The organism is Flavobacterium limicola (assembly GCF_003634755.1).
In the GTDB taxonomy this organism is placed as follows: domain Bacteria; phylum Bacteroidota; class Bacteroidia; order Flavobacteriales; family Flavobacteriaceae; genus Flavobacterium; species Flavobacterium limicola.
In genome coordinates this window covers 818,629-833,916 of record NZ_RBXA01000001.1, presented here as the reverse complement: position 1 = coordinate 833,916, position 15,288 = coordinate 818,629, and the positions used below count along the sequence as shown (strand labels likewise).

Annotated in this window: 16 protein-coding genes; 4 read left to right on the top strand and 12 right to left on the bottom strand. The window is 33.9% G+C overall.

The genetic code is table 11. The features are described from left to right. Positions 1-11 precede the first annotated feature (11 nt). The 8 genes from dgt to BC952_RS03660 all read right to left on the bottom strand — a co-directional run bounded on the left by dgt (position 12) and on the right by BC952_RS03660 (position 9,195). Positions 12-1,355, bottom strand: a complete 1,344-nt coding sequence (gene dgt, locus BC952_RS03690; RefSeq protein WP_121364943.1) for a dGTP triphosphohydrolase — start codon at positions 1,353-1,355, stop codon at positions 12-14. 104 nt (positions 1,356-1,459) lie between these two features. Next, on the bottom strand, positions 1,460-1,936 hold the full coding sequence (locus tag BC952_RS03685; protein ID WP_121364291.1) for an RDD family protein: 477 nt from the start codon (positions 1,934-1,936) through the stop codon (positions 1,460-1,462). A 175-nt stretch (positions 1,937-2,111) separates the two neighbouring features. Continuing rightward, positions 2,112-3,050, bottom strand: coding sequence for a hypothetical protein (locus BC952_RS03680; protein WP_121364290.1), 939 nt, complete (start codon positions 3,048-3,050; stop codon positions 2,112-2,114). A 317-nt stretch (positions 3,051-3,367) separates the two neighbouring features. After that, positions 3,368-5,782, bottom strand: coding sequence for a ribonucleoside-diphosphate reductase subunit alpha (locus BC952_RS03675; RefSeq protein WP_121364289.1), 2,415 nt, complete (start codon positions 5,780-5,782; stop codon positions 3,368-3,370). Between the two features lie 176 nt (positions 5,783-5,958). After that, positions 5,959-6,936 (bottom strand): ribonucleotide-diphosphate reductase subunit beta, encoded by a 978-nt coding sequence (locus BC952_RS03670; RefSeq protein WP_091166051.1) that lies wholly within the window; start codon positions 6,934-6,936, stop codon positions 5,959-5,961. A 461-nt stretch (positions 6,937-7,397) separates the two neighbouring features. Beyond that, positions 7,398-7,526, bottom strand: coding sequence for a hypothetical protein (locus BC952_RS15120; RefSeq protein ID WP_279629638.1), 129 nt, complete (start codon positions 7,524-7,526; stop codon positions 7,398-7,400). A gap of 200 nt (positions 7,527-7,726) precedes the next feature. Then, positions 7,727-8,302, bottom strand: coding sequence for a DUF3109 family protein (locus BC952_RS03665; protein ID WP_113634085.1), 576 nt, complete (start codon positions 8,300-8,302; stop codon positions 7,727-7,729). Between the two features lie 86 nt (positions 8,303-8,388). After that, positions 8,389-9,195, bottom strand: a complete 807-nt coding sequence (locus BC952_RS03660; protein ID WP_147405259.1) for a DUF4412 domain-containing protein — start codon at positions 9,193-9,195, stop codon at positions 8,389-8,391. A 188-nt stretch (positions 9,196-9,383) separates the two neighbouring features. Between BC952_RS03660 and BC952_RS03655 the strand changes: the two genes are divergently transcribed. From BC952_RS03655 to BC952_RS03645, 3 genes are all read left to right on the top strand, one after another. Then, positions 9,384-9,959 (top strand): MarC family protein, encoded by a 576-nt coding sequence (locus tag BC952_RS03655; protein ID WP_396180358.1) that lies wholly within the window; start codon positions 9,384-9,386, stop codon positions 9,957-9,959. Between the two features lie 123 nt (positions 9,960-10,082). Further along, positions 10,083-10,286 carry a hypothetical protein gene (locus BC952_RS03650; RefSeq protein WP_091166062.1) on the top strand — a complete coding sequence of 68 codons (204 nt, stop codon included), beginning with the start codon at positions 10,083-10,085 and terminating at the stop codon, positions 10,284-10,286. 2 nt (positions 10,287-10,288) lie between these two features. Then, a complete protein-coding gene (locus BC952_RS03645) occupies positions 10,289-10,894 on the top strand; it encodes an FAD-dependent oxidoreductase (protein ID WP_121364287.1) in 606 nt (201 codons plus the stop codon). Positions 10,895-10,963: 69 nt separating this feature from the next. Here the strand turns inward: BC952_RS03645 and BC952_RS03640 are convergent, their stop codons facing one another. From BC952_RS03640 to BC952_RS03630, 3 genes are read right to left on the bottom strand one after another with little or no spacing between them, the layout of a single operon-like run. Continuing rightward, positions 10,964-12,535, bottom strand: a complete 1,572-nt coding sequence (locus BC952_RS03640) for a S41 family peptidase (protein ID WP_121364286.1) — start codon at positions 12,533-12,535, stop codon at positions 10,964-10,966. Beyond that, positions 12,536-12,967: a deoxycytidylate deaminase gene (locus tag BC952_RS03635; RefSeq protein WP_121364285.1), complete on the bottom strand. Its 432-nt coding sequence runs from the start codon at positions 12,965-12,967 to the stop codon at positions 12,536-12,538. A 1-nt stretch (position 12,968) separates the two neighbouring features. After that, a complete protein-coding gene (locus BC952_RS03630; RefSeq protein ID WP_121364284.1) occupies positions 12,969-13,562 on the bottom strand; it encodes a HupE/UreJ family protein in 594 nt (197 codons plus the stop codon). A 179-nt stretch (positions 13,563-13,741) separates the two neighbouring features. Between BC952_RS03630 and BC952_RS03625 the strand changes: the two genes are divergently transcribed. Beyond that, entirely contained in the window at positions 13,742-14,173 is a 432-nt protein-coding gene (locus BC952_RS03625; RefSeq protein WP_121364283.1) for a tellurite resistance TerB family protein, read from the top strand. Between the two features lie 51 nt (positions 14,174-14,224). On the opposite strand, the gene fbp is transcribed toward BC952_RS03625, so the two are convergent. Further along, positions 14,225-15,244: a class 1 fructose-bisphosphatase gene (fbp, locus tag BC952_RS03620; RefSeq protein ID WP_121364282.1), complete on the bottom strand. Its 1,020-nt coding sequence runs from the start codon at positions 15,242-15,244 to the stop codon at positions 14,225-14,227. Positions 15,245-15,288: the final 44 nt, after the last annotated feature.

Sequence of the window (15,288 nt, the reverse complement as noted above, 5' to 3'; positions counted from 1 at the left end):
CAGTACAATTGTTAATTTTTAGCAGCAGTAATCGTTTTATAAAATAATAAAGCATTTCCATCCGTCAGCAATGAGATAAAATGACAAATATGCAGTAATCTTCCATAAAGATTCTCTTTTTCCAAATGGTGTTTCTCAGGCAACATTTTCAAAATTAAAGAATCGTAATTAGACGCATTACCGTTGTATTTGTTATTAAAAGCCGTTATGAATTTATCCAATAACGTTTGAATAATCTGATAACCTACGATTTCCTTCTCAATCACTTCACGGCTTTGATAAATATTATTAACACTAATCTTGATAATATCATCCATTTGGGCTTTGTACTTGCTTTTGTCCATTATGGCAAAAGGAAATTTTCCGTTCAGTATTAACGTTTCATTTTCAACAAATACTTTTACGGCATCATTTATTAAACTTCCAATTGCCAAAGCGCGTAAATAACTAATGCGGTCTTCTTTGGTTTCTAAAGTCTTGTATTTAGATGTATCAATACTGTCTTTTACCAATTTTATCAAATATTCCAACGCAAAATCTTCAGAAACCAATCCTAAATTGATTCCGTCTTCAAAATCAATAATGGTATAACAAATATCATCCGCCGCTTCTACTAAATATGCCAAAGGATGCCTTTCAAAACCTATGTTTTCGCCTGATTTATTTGGAATCAAACCCATATCCAAAGCTACATCTTGAAAAAAAGCTTTATCGGTTTGAAAGAAACCATATTTTTTGTCGGCAATGTCCTTGGTTGGTTTCTTCGGCAAGCTTTCTTTAGGATACTTCATAAAAGCACCCAAAGTTGCATACGAAATTCGAAGTCCGCCTTCAATTCCGGGACGAGTAGCTGTCAATACCGAAAAACCGTTCGCATTTCCCTCAAAATCAGTTAAATCCTGCCATTCTTTTGCGCTAAGCTGGTCTTTATATTGTTGCCCTTTTCCAATGGAAAAATATTCTCCAATCGCTTTTTCACCGGAATGTCCAAATGGAGGATTCCCAATATCATGAGCCAAAGATGCGGCCGCAACAATAGCACCAAAATCATTCATGTGATAGCCATGAACTTCTTTCAAATGCGGATATTTTTCGATGATTTTTTTACCCACCAATCGCCCCAAAGAACGCCCCACAACCGAAACTTCTAAACTGTGCGTCAATCGGGTGTGCACAAAATCTGTTTTTGATAGCGGAATAACTTGTGTTTTATCCTGTAAACTTCTAAAAGCGGCTGAGAAAATGATACGGTCATAATCCACCTCAAAACCCAAACGGGTATCGTCTTGTTCTACACGTAATCTTTTGCCTTTGTCGCCTTGTCGTTTTAGTGATAAAAGTTGTTCCCAGTTCATCATTTTATTTTTGGTATTTAGAAGGAGCGAATATAAAGAAAAGGATGTGTTTAAAAACAAAAAAGCAGCCTAAAATGACTGCAATTTTTATCTTTTGTACTTTCTTATTGCTCAGAAAACAATTTCTTTTTGGCTATAAAATCATGCTTTTTCACCACATAGGTAACTGATAAAGTATCATGCCATCCTCGCTCAGCAGTTAAAAAAGAAAAAGGCTCAAAAGGAATTAATCTAGAAAGTGTTCGTACAATTATACTTTTCATATTGGGTCTTGAACCTTCATGCTTTACAACCATTGTTTTCGTGAAATACTTCCCGAAGGTTCTGGAAAAATACATTTCAGTTATTAAATAATAAAAAAACAAGATAACAAGTCCAAAAAAGAAACTTTCAACTACGCTTAATGAGGAAACCCAATTTGATGCTGTATCACTTTTCGTTAAATCTCCAATTAAAATTATGGTTGTACCAATACTGGTTTCGATAACATAAATTATAAATAAATCAATAACGAAATTCAGTAGACGTTGGCCTTTGGAAGCTAGTAGATCATCCGTAACAGTAAATTTTTTATTTTCCATGATAGTAATTTTACAGTGATAACTATCTCAAATATAGTGAATTATTTTTGTAGTTTTAATTCAAACATTCATTGTTTAAGTTTTACGTTAGCTTCTATTTCGAGATAAATTAATAAAAAACAAAAAAGAGCATTTGACAATTCAAATGCTCTTTTAATTTTAAATTCACTCAACGTTATGCTGCTGAATTTATTAATTTTAAAGAAATCCTTACTAATGATTCGAATGTAGCTTCCCCATCCTCAAATTCAACCATTGAAGTAACATTGAAGCTTGTTCTAATTTTCTCTTTGTCCTTAATGTAAAAGGTTTTCGAAATACCATTATGGCCAATTACAAAACTTATTTCATCATAAGCACCTTGATTCATAAAAGGTATTTTATCTTGAGATGAAAAATTATCAAACAATTCAACCAAAATATTTTTCACACTTTGATTATTAGCTGAACTATTCAACTTTATTACACGTTCCTCTCTGCCTAGATTTAAATCTAATGTTTCTATGTTAGATTGACTTGTACCATCTATCAACCTAAATTCTTTTAGTTTTCCTAATTTTAAAAAATTATTAATCAGATATCTCGCGGGCGCTTGCTTTAATTGTAGTAAATAATTTGAAACTCCTTTCAACCTCATAAAAGAATTGAAAGCATTTTCAAATATCATTTTCACACCATGATTCTCTTTTTTCTGAAAAATAAAAAAACCATATTTTGAATTTTTAGGAACATGAATAAGATAGAAAAAATCTTTACTAAATAAATCCCCTTTTAAAATGTCATATTTGATATTAGAAGTTCTTCCATCCTTTATTTGCCCATATTCCCCAGTGTATCCAGAATCAAAATAGCCTGTGATAATCCTTTTTTCAACATCTTTAATTTGATTATTTGAAAGTGAAAAAGTTCTATACTTTCCCTGAACATCTATATAAGATTTAGTGTTTTTATGGATGTAACTACAGAAGTCATTCATAGTATCTAACAAGTCTTCTTCTTCATTGAAGAAACTAAGAACTTGTTGTTCTTTTGCTTTATTTAAAAGCGTAAATCGGTAAATTGATAAGTTTATCATATTGTCTTTTTTGTTGTTAAGAATTTTCTCAAAATTCATTTTACTCCAAGTCTTTGTTTTATTGGAGTTTAGATAAAAAATTAAATTCTGTGTATATTTAACTTGGAAAGACAGTACTATTTATATACTTTTGAAATATAAAATAAGCGGATGAGGTAATCTCATTGTCTTATATCTTAATTTAATATTTAGGCCTCGGAACCAAAATGATTAAGTTTTACAAGTTAGGGATATCACAGATGTCCCTTTTTTTATGCGTATTAGTTTTTTTCTTTACCTCAGCGCTCGATTTAAAGTTAGCATTCTTATAAAAGGCCTCCATTAAGAGGCCTTTATTATTTTACATTCTGAAATCTTTAACTCCCACACATTTCACATTCGTCTGGACCAGCATTTTTAGACAATTCTAGCATCGCTCTGTATTCATCCGCAGTCATTTCTACTGCTTCTGCAACCGCAGGAACAGCGATTGATTGCTCTTTAATTTCGATTGGCTCTGCTTTTTTATCATTATTCAATGTAAATTTAATTGCATCCACCGCAGCTTTTGTTCTTAAATAATACATTCCCGTTTTCAATCCGGATTGCCAAGCATAGAAATGCATTGATGTCAATTTAGAATAATTGGCATTTTGCATGAATAAATTCAACGATTGTGATTGATCCACAAAATAACCACGTTGACGTGACATATCTATAATGTCTTTCATTGACATTTCCCAAACGGTTTTGTACAATTCTTTCAAGTCTTGTGGAATATTAAGTGCTTGAACTGAACCGTTATTACGCATTAATTCTTGTTTCAAGTTCTCGTTCCACAAACCACGCTCCACTAAATCGTGCAACAAGTGTTTGTTTACCACAATAAATTCACCCGAAAGTACTCTTCTCGTGTAAATATTAGAAGTGTATGGTTCGAATGCTTCATTGTTCCCCAAAATTTGAGAAGTCGAAGCCGTTGGCATTGGCGCCACTAATAACGAGTTTCTCACTCCGTGTTCCATTACTTCTTTTCTCAATGAAGTCCAGTCCCAACGTCCTGATAATTCCTCATCTTTCAATCCCCAAAGGTTATATTGAAATTCCCCTTGTGAAATTGGCGAACCTTCAAAACTAGAATATGGACCTTCTTCTTTGGCCATTTCCATCGATGCGGTTACGGCTGCAAAATATAAAGTTTCAAAAATTTCCTGATTCAGTTTTTTCGCTTCGTCGCTCGTAAACGGCAAACGCAACATGATGAAAGCATCAGCTAATCCTTGTACTCCAAGACCAATTGGTCTGTGGCGTTTATTAGAATTCTCTCCTTCAATTACCGGATAATAATTCCTGTCAATTACTTTATTTAAGTTTCTGGTTACACGTTTGGTAACAGTGTACAACAATTCATGATTGAATTTTTTGTTTTCCACAAACATTGGTAACGAAAGTGAAGCCAAGTTACAAACCGCAATTTCATCTTTAGAAGTGAATTCCATAATCTCCGTACACAAATTCGAAGAACGAATGGTACCCAGATTTTTTTGGTTTGATTTTCTGTTGGCTGCATCTTTGTACAACATGTAAGGTGTTCCAGTTTCAATTTGCGATTCTAGGATTTTTTCCCACAATTCATGCGCTTTGATGGTTTTTCTACCTTTTCCTGCTTTTTCGTAATCCGTGTACATTTTTTCGAAATCGTCACCATACACATCATACAATCCCGGGCATTCATTAGGGCACATCAAGGTCCAATAACTGTCTTCCTGCACACGTTTCATGAATAAATCCGAAGTCCACATCGCGAAGAACAAATCTCTCGCACGCATTTCTTCTTTTCCGGTATTCTTTTTCAAGTCCAAAAATTCAAAGATATCCGCATGCCAAGTTTCGATATAAATAGCAAAACTTCCTTTACGTTTTCCTCCACCTTGATCTACATATCTTGCAGTATCATTGAAAACTCGTAACATCGGAACAATTCCGTTTGACGTTCCGTTTGTTCCACGAATATAAGAACCAGTCGCTCTTACATTGTGAATAGAAAGCCCAATTCCACCCGCTGATTGCGAGATTTTAGCCGTTTGTTTCAACGTATCATAAATCCCGTCAATACTATCGTCTTGCATTGCCAAAAGGAAGCAGCTTGACATTTGAGGTTTTGGCGTACCTGCATTGAACAATGTAGGAGTTGCATGCGTAAAGAACTTTTTCGACATTAAGTCGTAGGTTTCAATCACCGATTTCAAATCGTCTAAGTGAATTCCAACAGAAACACGCATCAACATGTGTTGCGGACGCTCCACGATTTTACCGTTTATTTTTAGCAAATACGATCTTTCTAAGGTTTTAAAACCAAAATAATCGTAGTTGAAATCTCTATTGTATATAATATGGGAATCTAAAAATTCCGCGTTATCCATTATCACTTTATGCACTTCCTCAGAAAGTAACGGTGCATATTGACCGTTTCTTGGATTCACATAATTGAACATATCATTCATCGTTTCCGAAAATGATTTTTTAGTATTCGAATGTAAATTTGAGATTGCAATACGAGCAGCTAACTGTGCATAATCCGGATGCGCAATAGTCATTGACGCAGCAGTTTCGGCAGCAAGATTATCCAACTCCGATGTCGACACACCATCATAAAGTCCTTCAATTACGCGCATTGCCACTTTTACGGCATCAACCAAATCATTCAAACCATAGCATAGTTTTTTAATTCTATCCGTGATTTTGTCGAACATTACCGGCTCTTTGTGGCCATCTCTCTTAATTACATACATAAGCTAAATTGTTTTTAAAAAACAGAAAATCCCTTTTCTATTTTTTGGGTATTTGTTAATTTTTTTTTGGGAAGCTAATCCCGCTGTCATTCCAATCTTTTTGTTTTTAAAGAAAAAACAAAAAGGATATTCCCTTTCATCGGGGCTAAAAAACCCGATACTACAATAACTATTTTCTAAAAATCAGCATCAAAAGATATTTTCTGAGCATCTTCATCGGTATTCATAACACCGGCTTTTTGATATTCGGCCACTTTCTTTTCAAAGAAGTTTGTTTTTCCTTGAAGTGAAATCATATCCATAAAATCAAACGGATTTGTAGTATTGTATTCTCGTTCGCAACCTAATTCAACCAATAATCTATCGGCAACAAATTCTAAATATTGCGTCATCAAAACTGCATTCATTCCTATCAAACTCACTGGAAGCGACTCGGTAATAAATTCTCTTTCAATATTCAATGCATCTACAATGATACTTCTAATTCTTTCTTTTGGCACTTTATTCACCAAGTGGTGGTTGTGTAAATGCACCGCAAAATCACAGTGAACGCCTTCATCACGCGAAATCAATTCGTTAGAAAATGTCAATCCTGGCATTAATCCGCGTTTTTTCAACCAATAAATAGAACAAAATGCTCCCGAAAAGAAAATTCCTTCCACCGCTGCAAAAGCAATTAATCTTTCAGCAAACGAATCTGATTCAATCCATTTCAAAGCCCAGTCAGCTTTTTTCTTAATCGCAGGAAAAACTTCTAATGCATTGAACAATTCATCTTTCTCTGCTTCGTCTTTTACATAAGTGTCAATCAATAACGAATACGTTTCGCTGTGAATGTTTTCCATCATGATTTGGAACCCGTAAAAGAATTTTGCTTCTGCATATTGCACTTCGTTCACAAAATTTTCAGCCAAATTTTCATTTACAATTCCATCTGACGCTGCGAAAAATGCCAAAATGTGTTTAACAAAATAACGCTCATCGTCCGAAAGCTTGTTATTCCAGTCATTTAAATCTTGTGACAAATCGATTTCTTCAGCCGTCCAGAAACTGGCTTCCATACTTTTATAAAATTCCCAAATGTCATGGTGTTTGATAGGAAAAATCACGAAACGATTTTTATTCTCTTGTAAAATTGGTTCAAGTTGTGCCATTTATAGTAGTTTGTTTTTTTGAGTTTTTAACGGAATAAATTCCGCTTTAAGAGTTACAAAGATTGTGAAATATTGCTGGAATTAAAAGCCAAACTTATCCACAATCGGTTATAGTTTTTAACAAACACTCAATAGAAGACCATTTCTCACAAATATTTTAAATATTTAAAAATCAAATATTTAAAACTAAAAAAAAGGGCACAAAGTACCGTAGAATATAGGATTTTAAAAACAGTAAACAAGAAAATTTGATTTTATTTTTAAAAAAAATATTTTAAATTTAGCCAACAAAACACATCATTAATTAAAAATAAATACACTTGAAAAACTTATCAATACAAAAAATTAAATTGTTCATAATTTTAAGTGCACTTTAACTTTGTTTCAAATATTTATACACTATTTTTGATGCATTAAAAAACCGATACAATCACTACGATTATATCGGCTTTTAAATTATTCTATCTTTCGATAAATAATTTCACTACGTCAAAAATGAGTCGTCCAAAACCAACAATTGACGGAGTGAGTTTCCAAAACTTGAGCCAAAGACTTTCTGAGTCTGTAGGCTCTTTTTTTTTGACTTTCATCTTTACAAAGATTGTCAAATATTGATGAAACTAAAAGCCAAACTTATCCACAATAAGCCATAGTTTTTAACAAAAGAAAAAATAAATAGATTTTTATTAAAAACATAACAAACTGTAAATCAGTTTATTAAAATCTAAAAAATAGTGTAAAGTACCGTAAAATATAGGATTTTTAAAATAGAAAACAAGATTTTTTTATTCTATTTTGAATTATTTTTATGCTCTTCGGCAACTGTCTCAAGCTCGGCATACCAATCCTCACCAAACCTTCTAACCAGTGCTTCTTTGACAAATTTATAAACCGGAACTTCTAACTCTTGACCTAAAGAACAGGCCGGATCACAAATATCCCATTTGTCATAATTAACAGCGGCAAATTCCGTAAAATCTTTAACCCGCACTGGATAAAGATGGCAAGAAACCGGTTTTTTCCAGTCGATTATTCCTTGGTTGTACGCTTGTTCGATACCACATAAAGCCGTTTTACCGTCAAATATTACGTATGCGCAATCTTTATCATCGATTAATGGTGTTTCAAGATCACCATCGGTTCCTTTGACCCAAGTTCCTTGCGCTTCAATAGCAGCAATTCCCTGCTTACGCAAAAAGGGTTTGACCTTTGGATAAATAGATTCGAGGATTTTAGTTTCCTCCAAACTTAATGGCGCTCCAGCGTCGCCGTCTACACAGCAAGCGCCTTTACAAGCGGTCAAATTGCAAACAAAATCTTTTTCGAGTAAGTCTTCTGAGACGATGGTTTTTCCTAGTTGAAACATTCTGCAAAGGTATTCAAAGAAATTCAAAAAAGCACTTCAGCAAATCATAAAATTCGAAAACAAAATAGAAGAAAATAAAGAATAAGTCACATGAATTTATAATCTGATTTTAGAAATTCACGAGAATTTTTTTCTAAAACAACACATTTCATGGTGGTGATTTTTCCTTTATCTTTCAAGTCTTTCATACTCATTGTCATCATCAAAGGTCGGTCTCCCGTTTTAAAATAACGTTTCAATACATCCGGAGTTTTCTGTCTTTGCTGAGATCTAAACATATCCGAAAAACTCACCTTGGCCTCATTTGTATAATAAAATACCATATCAAAGTCCTTACTTGTGGCTTCAATTCCCTTACAATTATAACCCATAATTATTTTATTAGGAAGCGACCTGTATGAAAATCCGTCACTTTCATTCTCTTTTGATGTCATTTCAGAGTAATCAGGCATTTTAGAAGCCATGGCAACCTTTTCTTTTTCTTGTTCAAAAGCAGTAATCATCAACTTATTCCTGCTGTCAATTACCATAAACATTTCACCGGATTCTCCCATTTTGAAACCAAAATATTCCGCATTAGGCTCTAAAAAATAATCCATAATCATCGCCTTTTCATTTTCACTCTGAATTTCCAAAGAATATTTCCAGCTGAACGAATAGGAATCTGGAACCAAAGCAGGATCAACTTTGTTTTTTCCATATGCCATTGCCATCACATTAGCATCCAAAGCCTTATCTTTAGAATTCTTCGTTTCCTCTTCCTCTTTATCACTGGCTTTCTGTTCTATTTTATCTTGGACTTTTTTTTGCAGTTTTTTTAAAATTTGCGCTTCCAAAACATTATTAAAAACCAACAACAACACCAAACTAAAAACCCAACACATCTTTTTCATGACAGTAAATTTTAGATTAAATACAAATTTACAAATTGATTATCAGATAGTTATGATTAATTAAATAAAATTAAGAAGGAGCAATATCTATTAAAAGAAAAGAGAAAAATAGCCTGATAAATTAAAAATTAACGTAGCCCATAAACAAACAAAATTCAATACTTTTGTGATAAATAAGTACCCGAATTATGGAATTAGACATTAGAGAAATAATCACAGTTGGAATGGTGCTTTTCGCCGTAATTGATATTGTGGGATCCATCCCAATTATTGTTGATTTAAGAACAAAACACGGACACATTGAATCTGAAAAAGCATCCATTGTTGCCGGTGTCATTATGATTGTTTTTCTTTTTGCAGGTGAAGAGCTTTTAAAATTAATTGGTATCGACGTCAATTCATTTGCAGTTGCCGGATCTTTTGTCTTATTCTTTTTGGCGCTAGAAATGATTTTAGGAATCAGGATTTATCGTGATGAGGAAGCCAGTTCCGCCTCCATTGTACCATTAGCATTTCCTTTGATTGCCGGAGCCGGGACCATGACAACTTTACTGTCTTTGCGTTCTCAGTTTTACACAATTAACATTGTGATTGCCATAATTTTAAATATCATCTTGGTATACGTCGTTTTGAAATCCTCTTCTAAAATTGAAAAAATGTTAGGTGAGAATGGACTTGGAGTCATCAGAAAGACTTTTGGAGTAGTTCTTCTCGCTATTGCTGTTAAATTATTCGCTGCGAATGTTAAAGGTTTGTTTGTCTAAATTTAATTTTCATAAATTTACCCCCTAACACTTTATATAAATAACTAGATTTTTAGAAAAACTACTTTCTAAATAACATCCCTAAATATTTCTTTCTTTTATATTAAAAAACAAAAACATCTTATGAAAATTTTCACTAACATATTGGTATTTTTAGCATTAGCTCTAATCCTATTTAATGTTACTTTATTGGACTTTAAAAATCCATTTCAAGGAGATAGCGTAGTTGCTTTTATTGGAATCGCAGCTTCTTTTTGTGCCGTGTTGATCCTTCTCATTTTTAGAATGTCTAAAAAAATAGAGGAAAAATCGAATGACAATCTATAATTATGTTTGATGTTTTGATTATTGGCGGTGGGGTTTCAGGAATGTCATGTTCACTTGTACTAGGTTCGGCAAAAAACAAACCTTTTGTCGCTGATAAAAAAATTGGCATTTTTACCCATCAAAAAACATCTTCCCTTCAAGAAGCGTTATTCAAGAACGCTTACGGAATACCACCTGGAAAATTAGGCTCTGATTTACTGCACGAAAGCATCACGCATCTTTCCGAAACGTATCCGCACATTCTGCAAATTCCCAGTGAAAAAGTACTGAAAATCGAAGGCATTTGTCCTGAATTTACAGTCATTACAAATAAAACAAGCTACAAAACCCGCATAATTGTCGTAGGAATTGGTTCGGCAAATACTTTTGCCATCGAAGGCTTAATGGAATATGTAGATCCACATCAAAAATCGCTTCCTGAAAAACAAAGAATACAACTCAAGAACATCGACCATAAAGTTGCCGAAGGTATTTACGTGATAGGAACTTTAGCAGGCTGGAGAAGTCAACTGGCCATTGCTGCCGGAAGTGGCGCCGCAGTTGCAACAGACATCCTAACGTTATGGAATCACGGGATTCAAACGCATGCCCATGACAGTATTAGGTAGAAAAAGTTGAATTAAACTTTTAATTATCCTTAAACTCTAAACTATTTATTATCTCAATAATAGATTGCCTTACTGATTTAAAACCTTTTTTACCATCGCATCTTCTTTCAACACAATCTCATAATAATAGCTTTCGCCATACAATTGTCGGGCAAATTCAGCGGAAAGATAGCGTTTTACCAAAGCCTTGCTTTTTCCAAAATTCAGATCCAATCCGTTTCCAAAAATAAACTTTTGGAATCCATTAAAATACATCTCTGTGGCATTCATTTTAGTTTGAAATTGATCGAAAGACAATCCTTTAAAAGCACTTCGGTTTTTATCCAATTGCTCAAAAACAAAATTACCTACAATTCCGGATTGCAATAAATAAGCGGTACTTTCATTTCCATGCTCCACTTCAAGGGGAACAAAAACATCTGGGACAATTCCGCCGCCGCCATATACAATTTTACCTTTTTTAGTTTTGAATTTTATGGTGTCCGAAACTTTTATACTGTCTTTGTCATACAATTCACCATTCCCAAAACGAGCTTCTGATTCTTTGAAATAGGCTTCATTTCCTTTTGAATATGGCTTTTGAATCGAACGTCCTGTTGGAGTGTAATATCTGGCAATAGTCAATCGAACGGCTGAACCATCGGCAAAATCCATTTCTCGCTGTACCAATCCTTTTCCAAAAGAACGACGCCCCACAATGGTTCCTCTATCATTATCCTGAATCGCACCGGCAAGAATTTCACTAGCTGACGCACTGTTTTCATTGATTAAAATAAAAACATTGCCTTTTTCAAAATTACCTTTTGCAGTTGCAAATGTTTTATCAATATTTCCGTTTTTATTTTTAGTAAAAACAATCAGTTGTTTATCCGGCAACAATTCATCGGCAATGGCAATCGCTTCTTCCATATATCCGCCACCATTATCCCGAACGTCAATAATAAGTGATTTTGCTCCTTGCTGTTTGAGTTTAGACAAACCTGCCATAAACTCTTTATAAGTAGTTTCCGCAAATCGATTTATTTTTATATATCCTGTCGCATTACCTAAAAGCAGTACCACATCGACACTTTTCAAAGGAATAACGTCTCGCTTTATTTTTAGTTTTAGTTTTTTATGTTCTGATTTTCTGTAAATCGTAAGTTCAATATCGGAGCCAATAGTTCCTTTTAACTTAGAAAACAAACTGTCAGTCGGTAATTTACGCCCATACAATTTTGTTTTATCAGCATATAAAATACGGTCGCCTGCCTTTATTCCAGCTTTTGCCGAAGGGCCGTTCTCTACTGGTTTTATTACAGCAACAGAATCTTTGTACATATAAAAATTCACCCCTATTCCTACGAAGTTTCCCTTCATGCTTTCCATCACTTCTTGCTGATCACTTGGCGGAATATATACGGAATGAGGATCGAGCTGTGCCAAAATATTATCAACCGTAAGATTTACAATAGAGTCCGTATTAACATCATCCACGTATTCATTATCGATAAAATCAATGAGTTTATTTAGCTTGCTTTTCGAATTGTTTTTAACAAGATAATCTGCTGTGTTAGGAAAATTTAACATTCCACCCAAGACAACACCCAAAGCAAGTGTTGAAAAAATAAGAATGGGCAAATATTTAGTATTAAAGTTCATTTATTCTTCTAAAATTGAAATCTGTTCCACCTCTACTCCGGCTTTTATCAGAAACTGAATTCCTGAATCATCCCGATATCCATTGTGATACACCACTCTTTTTATTCCGGATTGATGAATCAATTTACTGCATTCCTTGCAAGGCGAAAGCGTAATATACAATGTGGCTCCTTCACAGGATTGCGTGGATCGGGCTACTTTCAGAATCGCATTTGCCTCAGCATGTAAAACATCCCAACGCGTTAATCCTTCCTCGTCTTCACAGCAATTTTCAAAACCCGAGGGCGTTCCGTTGTATCCGTCAGAGATTATCATTCGATCTCGTACAATAATCGCACCAACTTGTTTGCGTTTACAATACGACAGTAAACTCCATTCTTTGGCAATTCTAAGATACGCTTTATCGTATTTATTTAATTTTTTTTCGTTCATTTTATCTTATCCAGATTTCACTTTCCACAATCATTGGTATAACCACTCCTATTATAAATGCCGACATTACTAATGTCCAATCGCGTTTCGAAAATCTAAAAACGGTTTGAACTATATACGACAAAATCAAAACGACAAAAACCACAACAATCTGAGCCGCTTCTATACCTAACGCAAATTCTGACAAAGGCAATATTTTAGAAGTAGCATCACCTCCAAGAATCGATTTAAAATAATTTGAAAATCCCAATCCATGAATTATCCCAAAGAAAAGCGTAATAAAAAACACCAAATTGATACTTTCTTTCTTGCTTGATTTTCCAGCTGTAAAAAGGTTAAACAATGCTGTTATTAGAATCGTTATTGGAATTAATAATTCGACTACATTCACTTTTATGGCAATTATACCAAAAACAGAAAGCATTAAAGCCATCGTGTGACCAATGGTAAAAAGGGTAACCAAAAGTACAATTCGCTTCCAATCCTTGAAAGAGAAAGGAACCGCTAGGGCGATTAAAAATAAAACATGATCATAAGCATGAATATCCAAAACGTGTTTTAATCCTATTTGAAAGTAAATCCAAAATTCTGACATCAGTAATTTATTAAGTTGATAAAGGGGTTGTAAACTTACGATTAATTTTGAAAATGATTCATTTGAATATTTAAATAAATACATTTCAAAACAGAACTTACTAAAAGAAAAAATATAAAAAAATTAAAATCAATAATTTAAAAATAGATTTATCTTTGTAAGATATAAAACCAATAATTATGTCATTTTCAGATTTATTTGATAGCGAATTTAAGCAACGAAATAAAGGTCATTTTGCATCAATTGTCCGTGTAGCGCTTACTGACGAGAAGTTTTCTCCAGAAGAAAAAGCATTTTTAGACAAACTGGCAGTTCGATTAGAAATTTCTGCTGCAGAATATGAGGAAATTCTAGAGAATCCTTTAAAATACCCAATCAATCCGCCTTATTTGTACGAGCAAAGAATGGAGCGTTTGTATGATTTAGCCCGAATCGTTCATGTTGATCATCATTTAGGTGACAAACAAGAAGTAATGCTTAGAAAAATTGGTGTAGGTTTAGGCTTTAACGCTGAAAACGTAGACTACATTGTAGATAAAGCGCTTAAATTAGTAGATAAAGAGGTTGATTTAGACACTTTCATTTTTGAGATGCAAAATATGAACAAGTAATCATATAAGTATATAAAAAAAGCTTCCGCCATGGCGGAAGCTTTTTTATTTTTAGTATTTGCTTAATTTTGCTTTATGCATAAATTCTTCTGCTTTTTCCACCATATTGTAGCTTCCGCAGAAAAAAGGTACCCGCTCATGCAATTCAGTTGGTATAATTTCCATAATACTTCCAAAACCATCTGAGGCTTTACCACCAGCTTGTTCAACAATAAATGCCATCGGATTACATTCGTATAACAAACGTAATTTCCCTTTTGGTGCTTTGGAACTTATTGGATAAATATAAATTCCGCCTTTAATTATGTTTCTGTGAATATCCGAAACCAAACTTCCTATATAACGTGACGTGTACGGTCTATCATCTTCTTCGGACTGGCAGTATTTAATATAATCTTTAACCCCTTGTGGAAAATGAACATAGTTCCCTTCATTGATTGAATAAATATGTCCGTCTTTGGAAAACTGCATGTTTGGATGTGACAAATAAAATGTTCCAATAGCCGGATTTAATGTAAATCCATTTACGCCGTGTCCTGTAGTATAAACTAGCATCGTTGACGTACCGTAAATCACATAACCTGCAGCAACCTGATTGATTCCCGGCTGCAAAAAATCTTCTATTGTAACTGGAGTTCCTATTGGCGTAATTCTTCTATAAACAGAGAATATTGTCCCTACTGAAACGTTTACATCAATATTAGAAGAACCGTCAAGAGGATCCATTAAAACTACATATTTATTGTTGTGGCTTTTGTCGCTTCCTTCCACTGTAATAAACTCATCGTTTTCCTCAGAAGCGATTCCACATACAATTTCCCGATTGATTAGCGTTTGAATAAAAACTTCATTTGCATACACGTCGAGTTTTTGCTGATCTTCTCCCTGAATGTTTTGCTCCCCCGCAGCACCTACAATATCTACAAGCCCCGCTTTGTTTACTTTATAATTGACCACCTTGGCTGCCAATCGGATGGAGTTAATGATTCGGGATAATTCGCCTGATGAATATTGAAAAGCATTTTGGTTTTCAATGATAAATTCTCCTAGTGTTTTGTTGCGTTGTTCCATTAAGAAATCGTTGTAGTTATTTTGAAGTCACAAATATCGTTTTT

What these genes read in the sequence shown, in the direction of transcription:
- BC952_RS03630 (WP_121364284.1), bottom strand. Translation starts at nt 13,562, where the DNA reads ATGTCAGAATTTTGGATTTACTTTCAAATAGGATTAAAACACGTTTTG.
- BC952_RS03650 (WP_091166062.1), top strand. Translation starts at nt 10,083, where the DNA reads ATGAAAATTTTCACTAACATATTGGTATTTTTAGCATTAGCTCTAATC.
- BC952_RS03680 (WP_121364290.1), bottom strand. Translation starts at nt 3,050, where the DNA reads ATGAATTTTGAGAAAATTCTTAACAACAAAAAAGACAATATGATAAAC.
- BC952_RS03665 (WP_113634085.1), bottom strand. Translation starts at nt 8,302, where the DNA reads ATGTTTCAACTAGGAAAAACCATCGTCTCAGAAGACTTACTCGAAAAA.
- BC952_RS03655 (WP_396180358.1), top strand. Translation starts at nt 9,384, where the DNA reads ATGGAATTAGACATTAGAGAAATAATCACAGTTGGAATGGTGCTTTTC.
- BC952_RS03685 (WP_121364291.1), bottom strand. Translation starts at nt 1,936, where the DNA reads ATGGAAAATAAAAAATTTACTGTTACGGATGATCTACTAGCTTCCAAA.
- BC952_RS03645 (WP_121364287.1), top strand. Translation starts at nt 10,289, where the DNA reads ATGTTTGATGTTTTGATTATTGGCGGTGGGGTTTCAGGAATGTCATGT.
- BC952_RS15120 (WP_279629638.1), bottom strand. Translation starts at nt 7,526, where the DNA reads ATGAAAGTCAAAAAAAAAGAGCCTACAGACTCAGAAAGTCTTTGGCTC.
- BC952_RS03660 (WP_147405259.1), bottom strand. Translation starts at nt 9,195, where the DNA reads ATGAAAAAGATGTGTTGGGTTTTTAGTTTGGTGTTGTTGTTGGTTTTT.
- fbp (WP_121364282.1), bottom strand. Translation starts at nt 15,244, where the DNA reads ATGGAACAACGCAACAAAACACTAGGAGAATTTATCATTGAAAACCAA.
- BC952_RS03625 (WP_121364283.1), top strand. Translation starts at nt 13,742, where the DNA reads ATGTCATTTTCAGATTTATTTGATAGCGAATTTAAGCAACGAAATAAA.
- BC952_RS03675 (WP_121364289.1), bottom strand. Translation starts at nt 5,782, where the DNA reads ATGTATGTAATTAAGAGAGATGGCCACAAAGAGCCGGTAATGTTCGAC.
- BC952_RS03635 (WP_121364285.1), bottom strand. Translation starts at nt 12,967, where the DNA reads ATGAACGAAAAAAAATTAAATAAATACGATAAAGCGTATCTTAGAATT.
- BC952_RS03640 (WP_121364286.1), bottom strand. Translation starts at nt 12,535, where the DNA reads ATGAACTTTAATACTAAATATTTGCCCATTCTTATTTTTTCAACACTT.
- BC952_RS03670 (WP_091166051.1), bottom strand. Translation starts at nt 6,936, where the DNA reads ATGGCACAACTTGAACCAATTTTACAAGAGAATAAAAATCGTTTCGTG.
- dgt (WP_121364943.1), bottom strand. Translation starts at nt 1,355, where the DNA reads ATGAACTGGGAACAACTTTTATCACTAAAACGACAAGGCGACAAAGGC.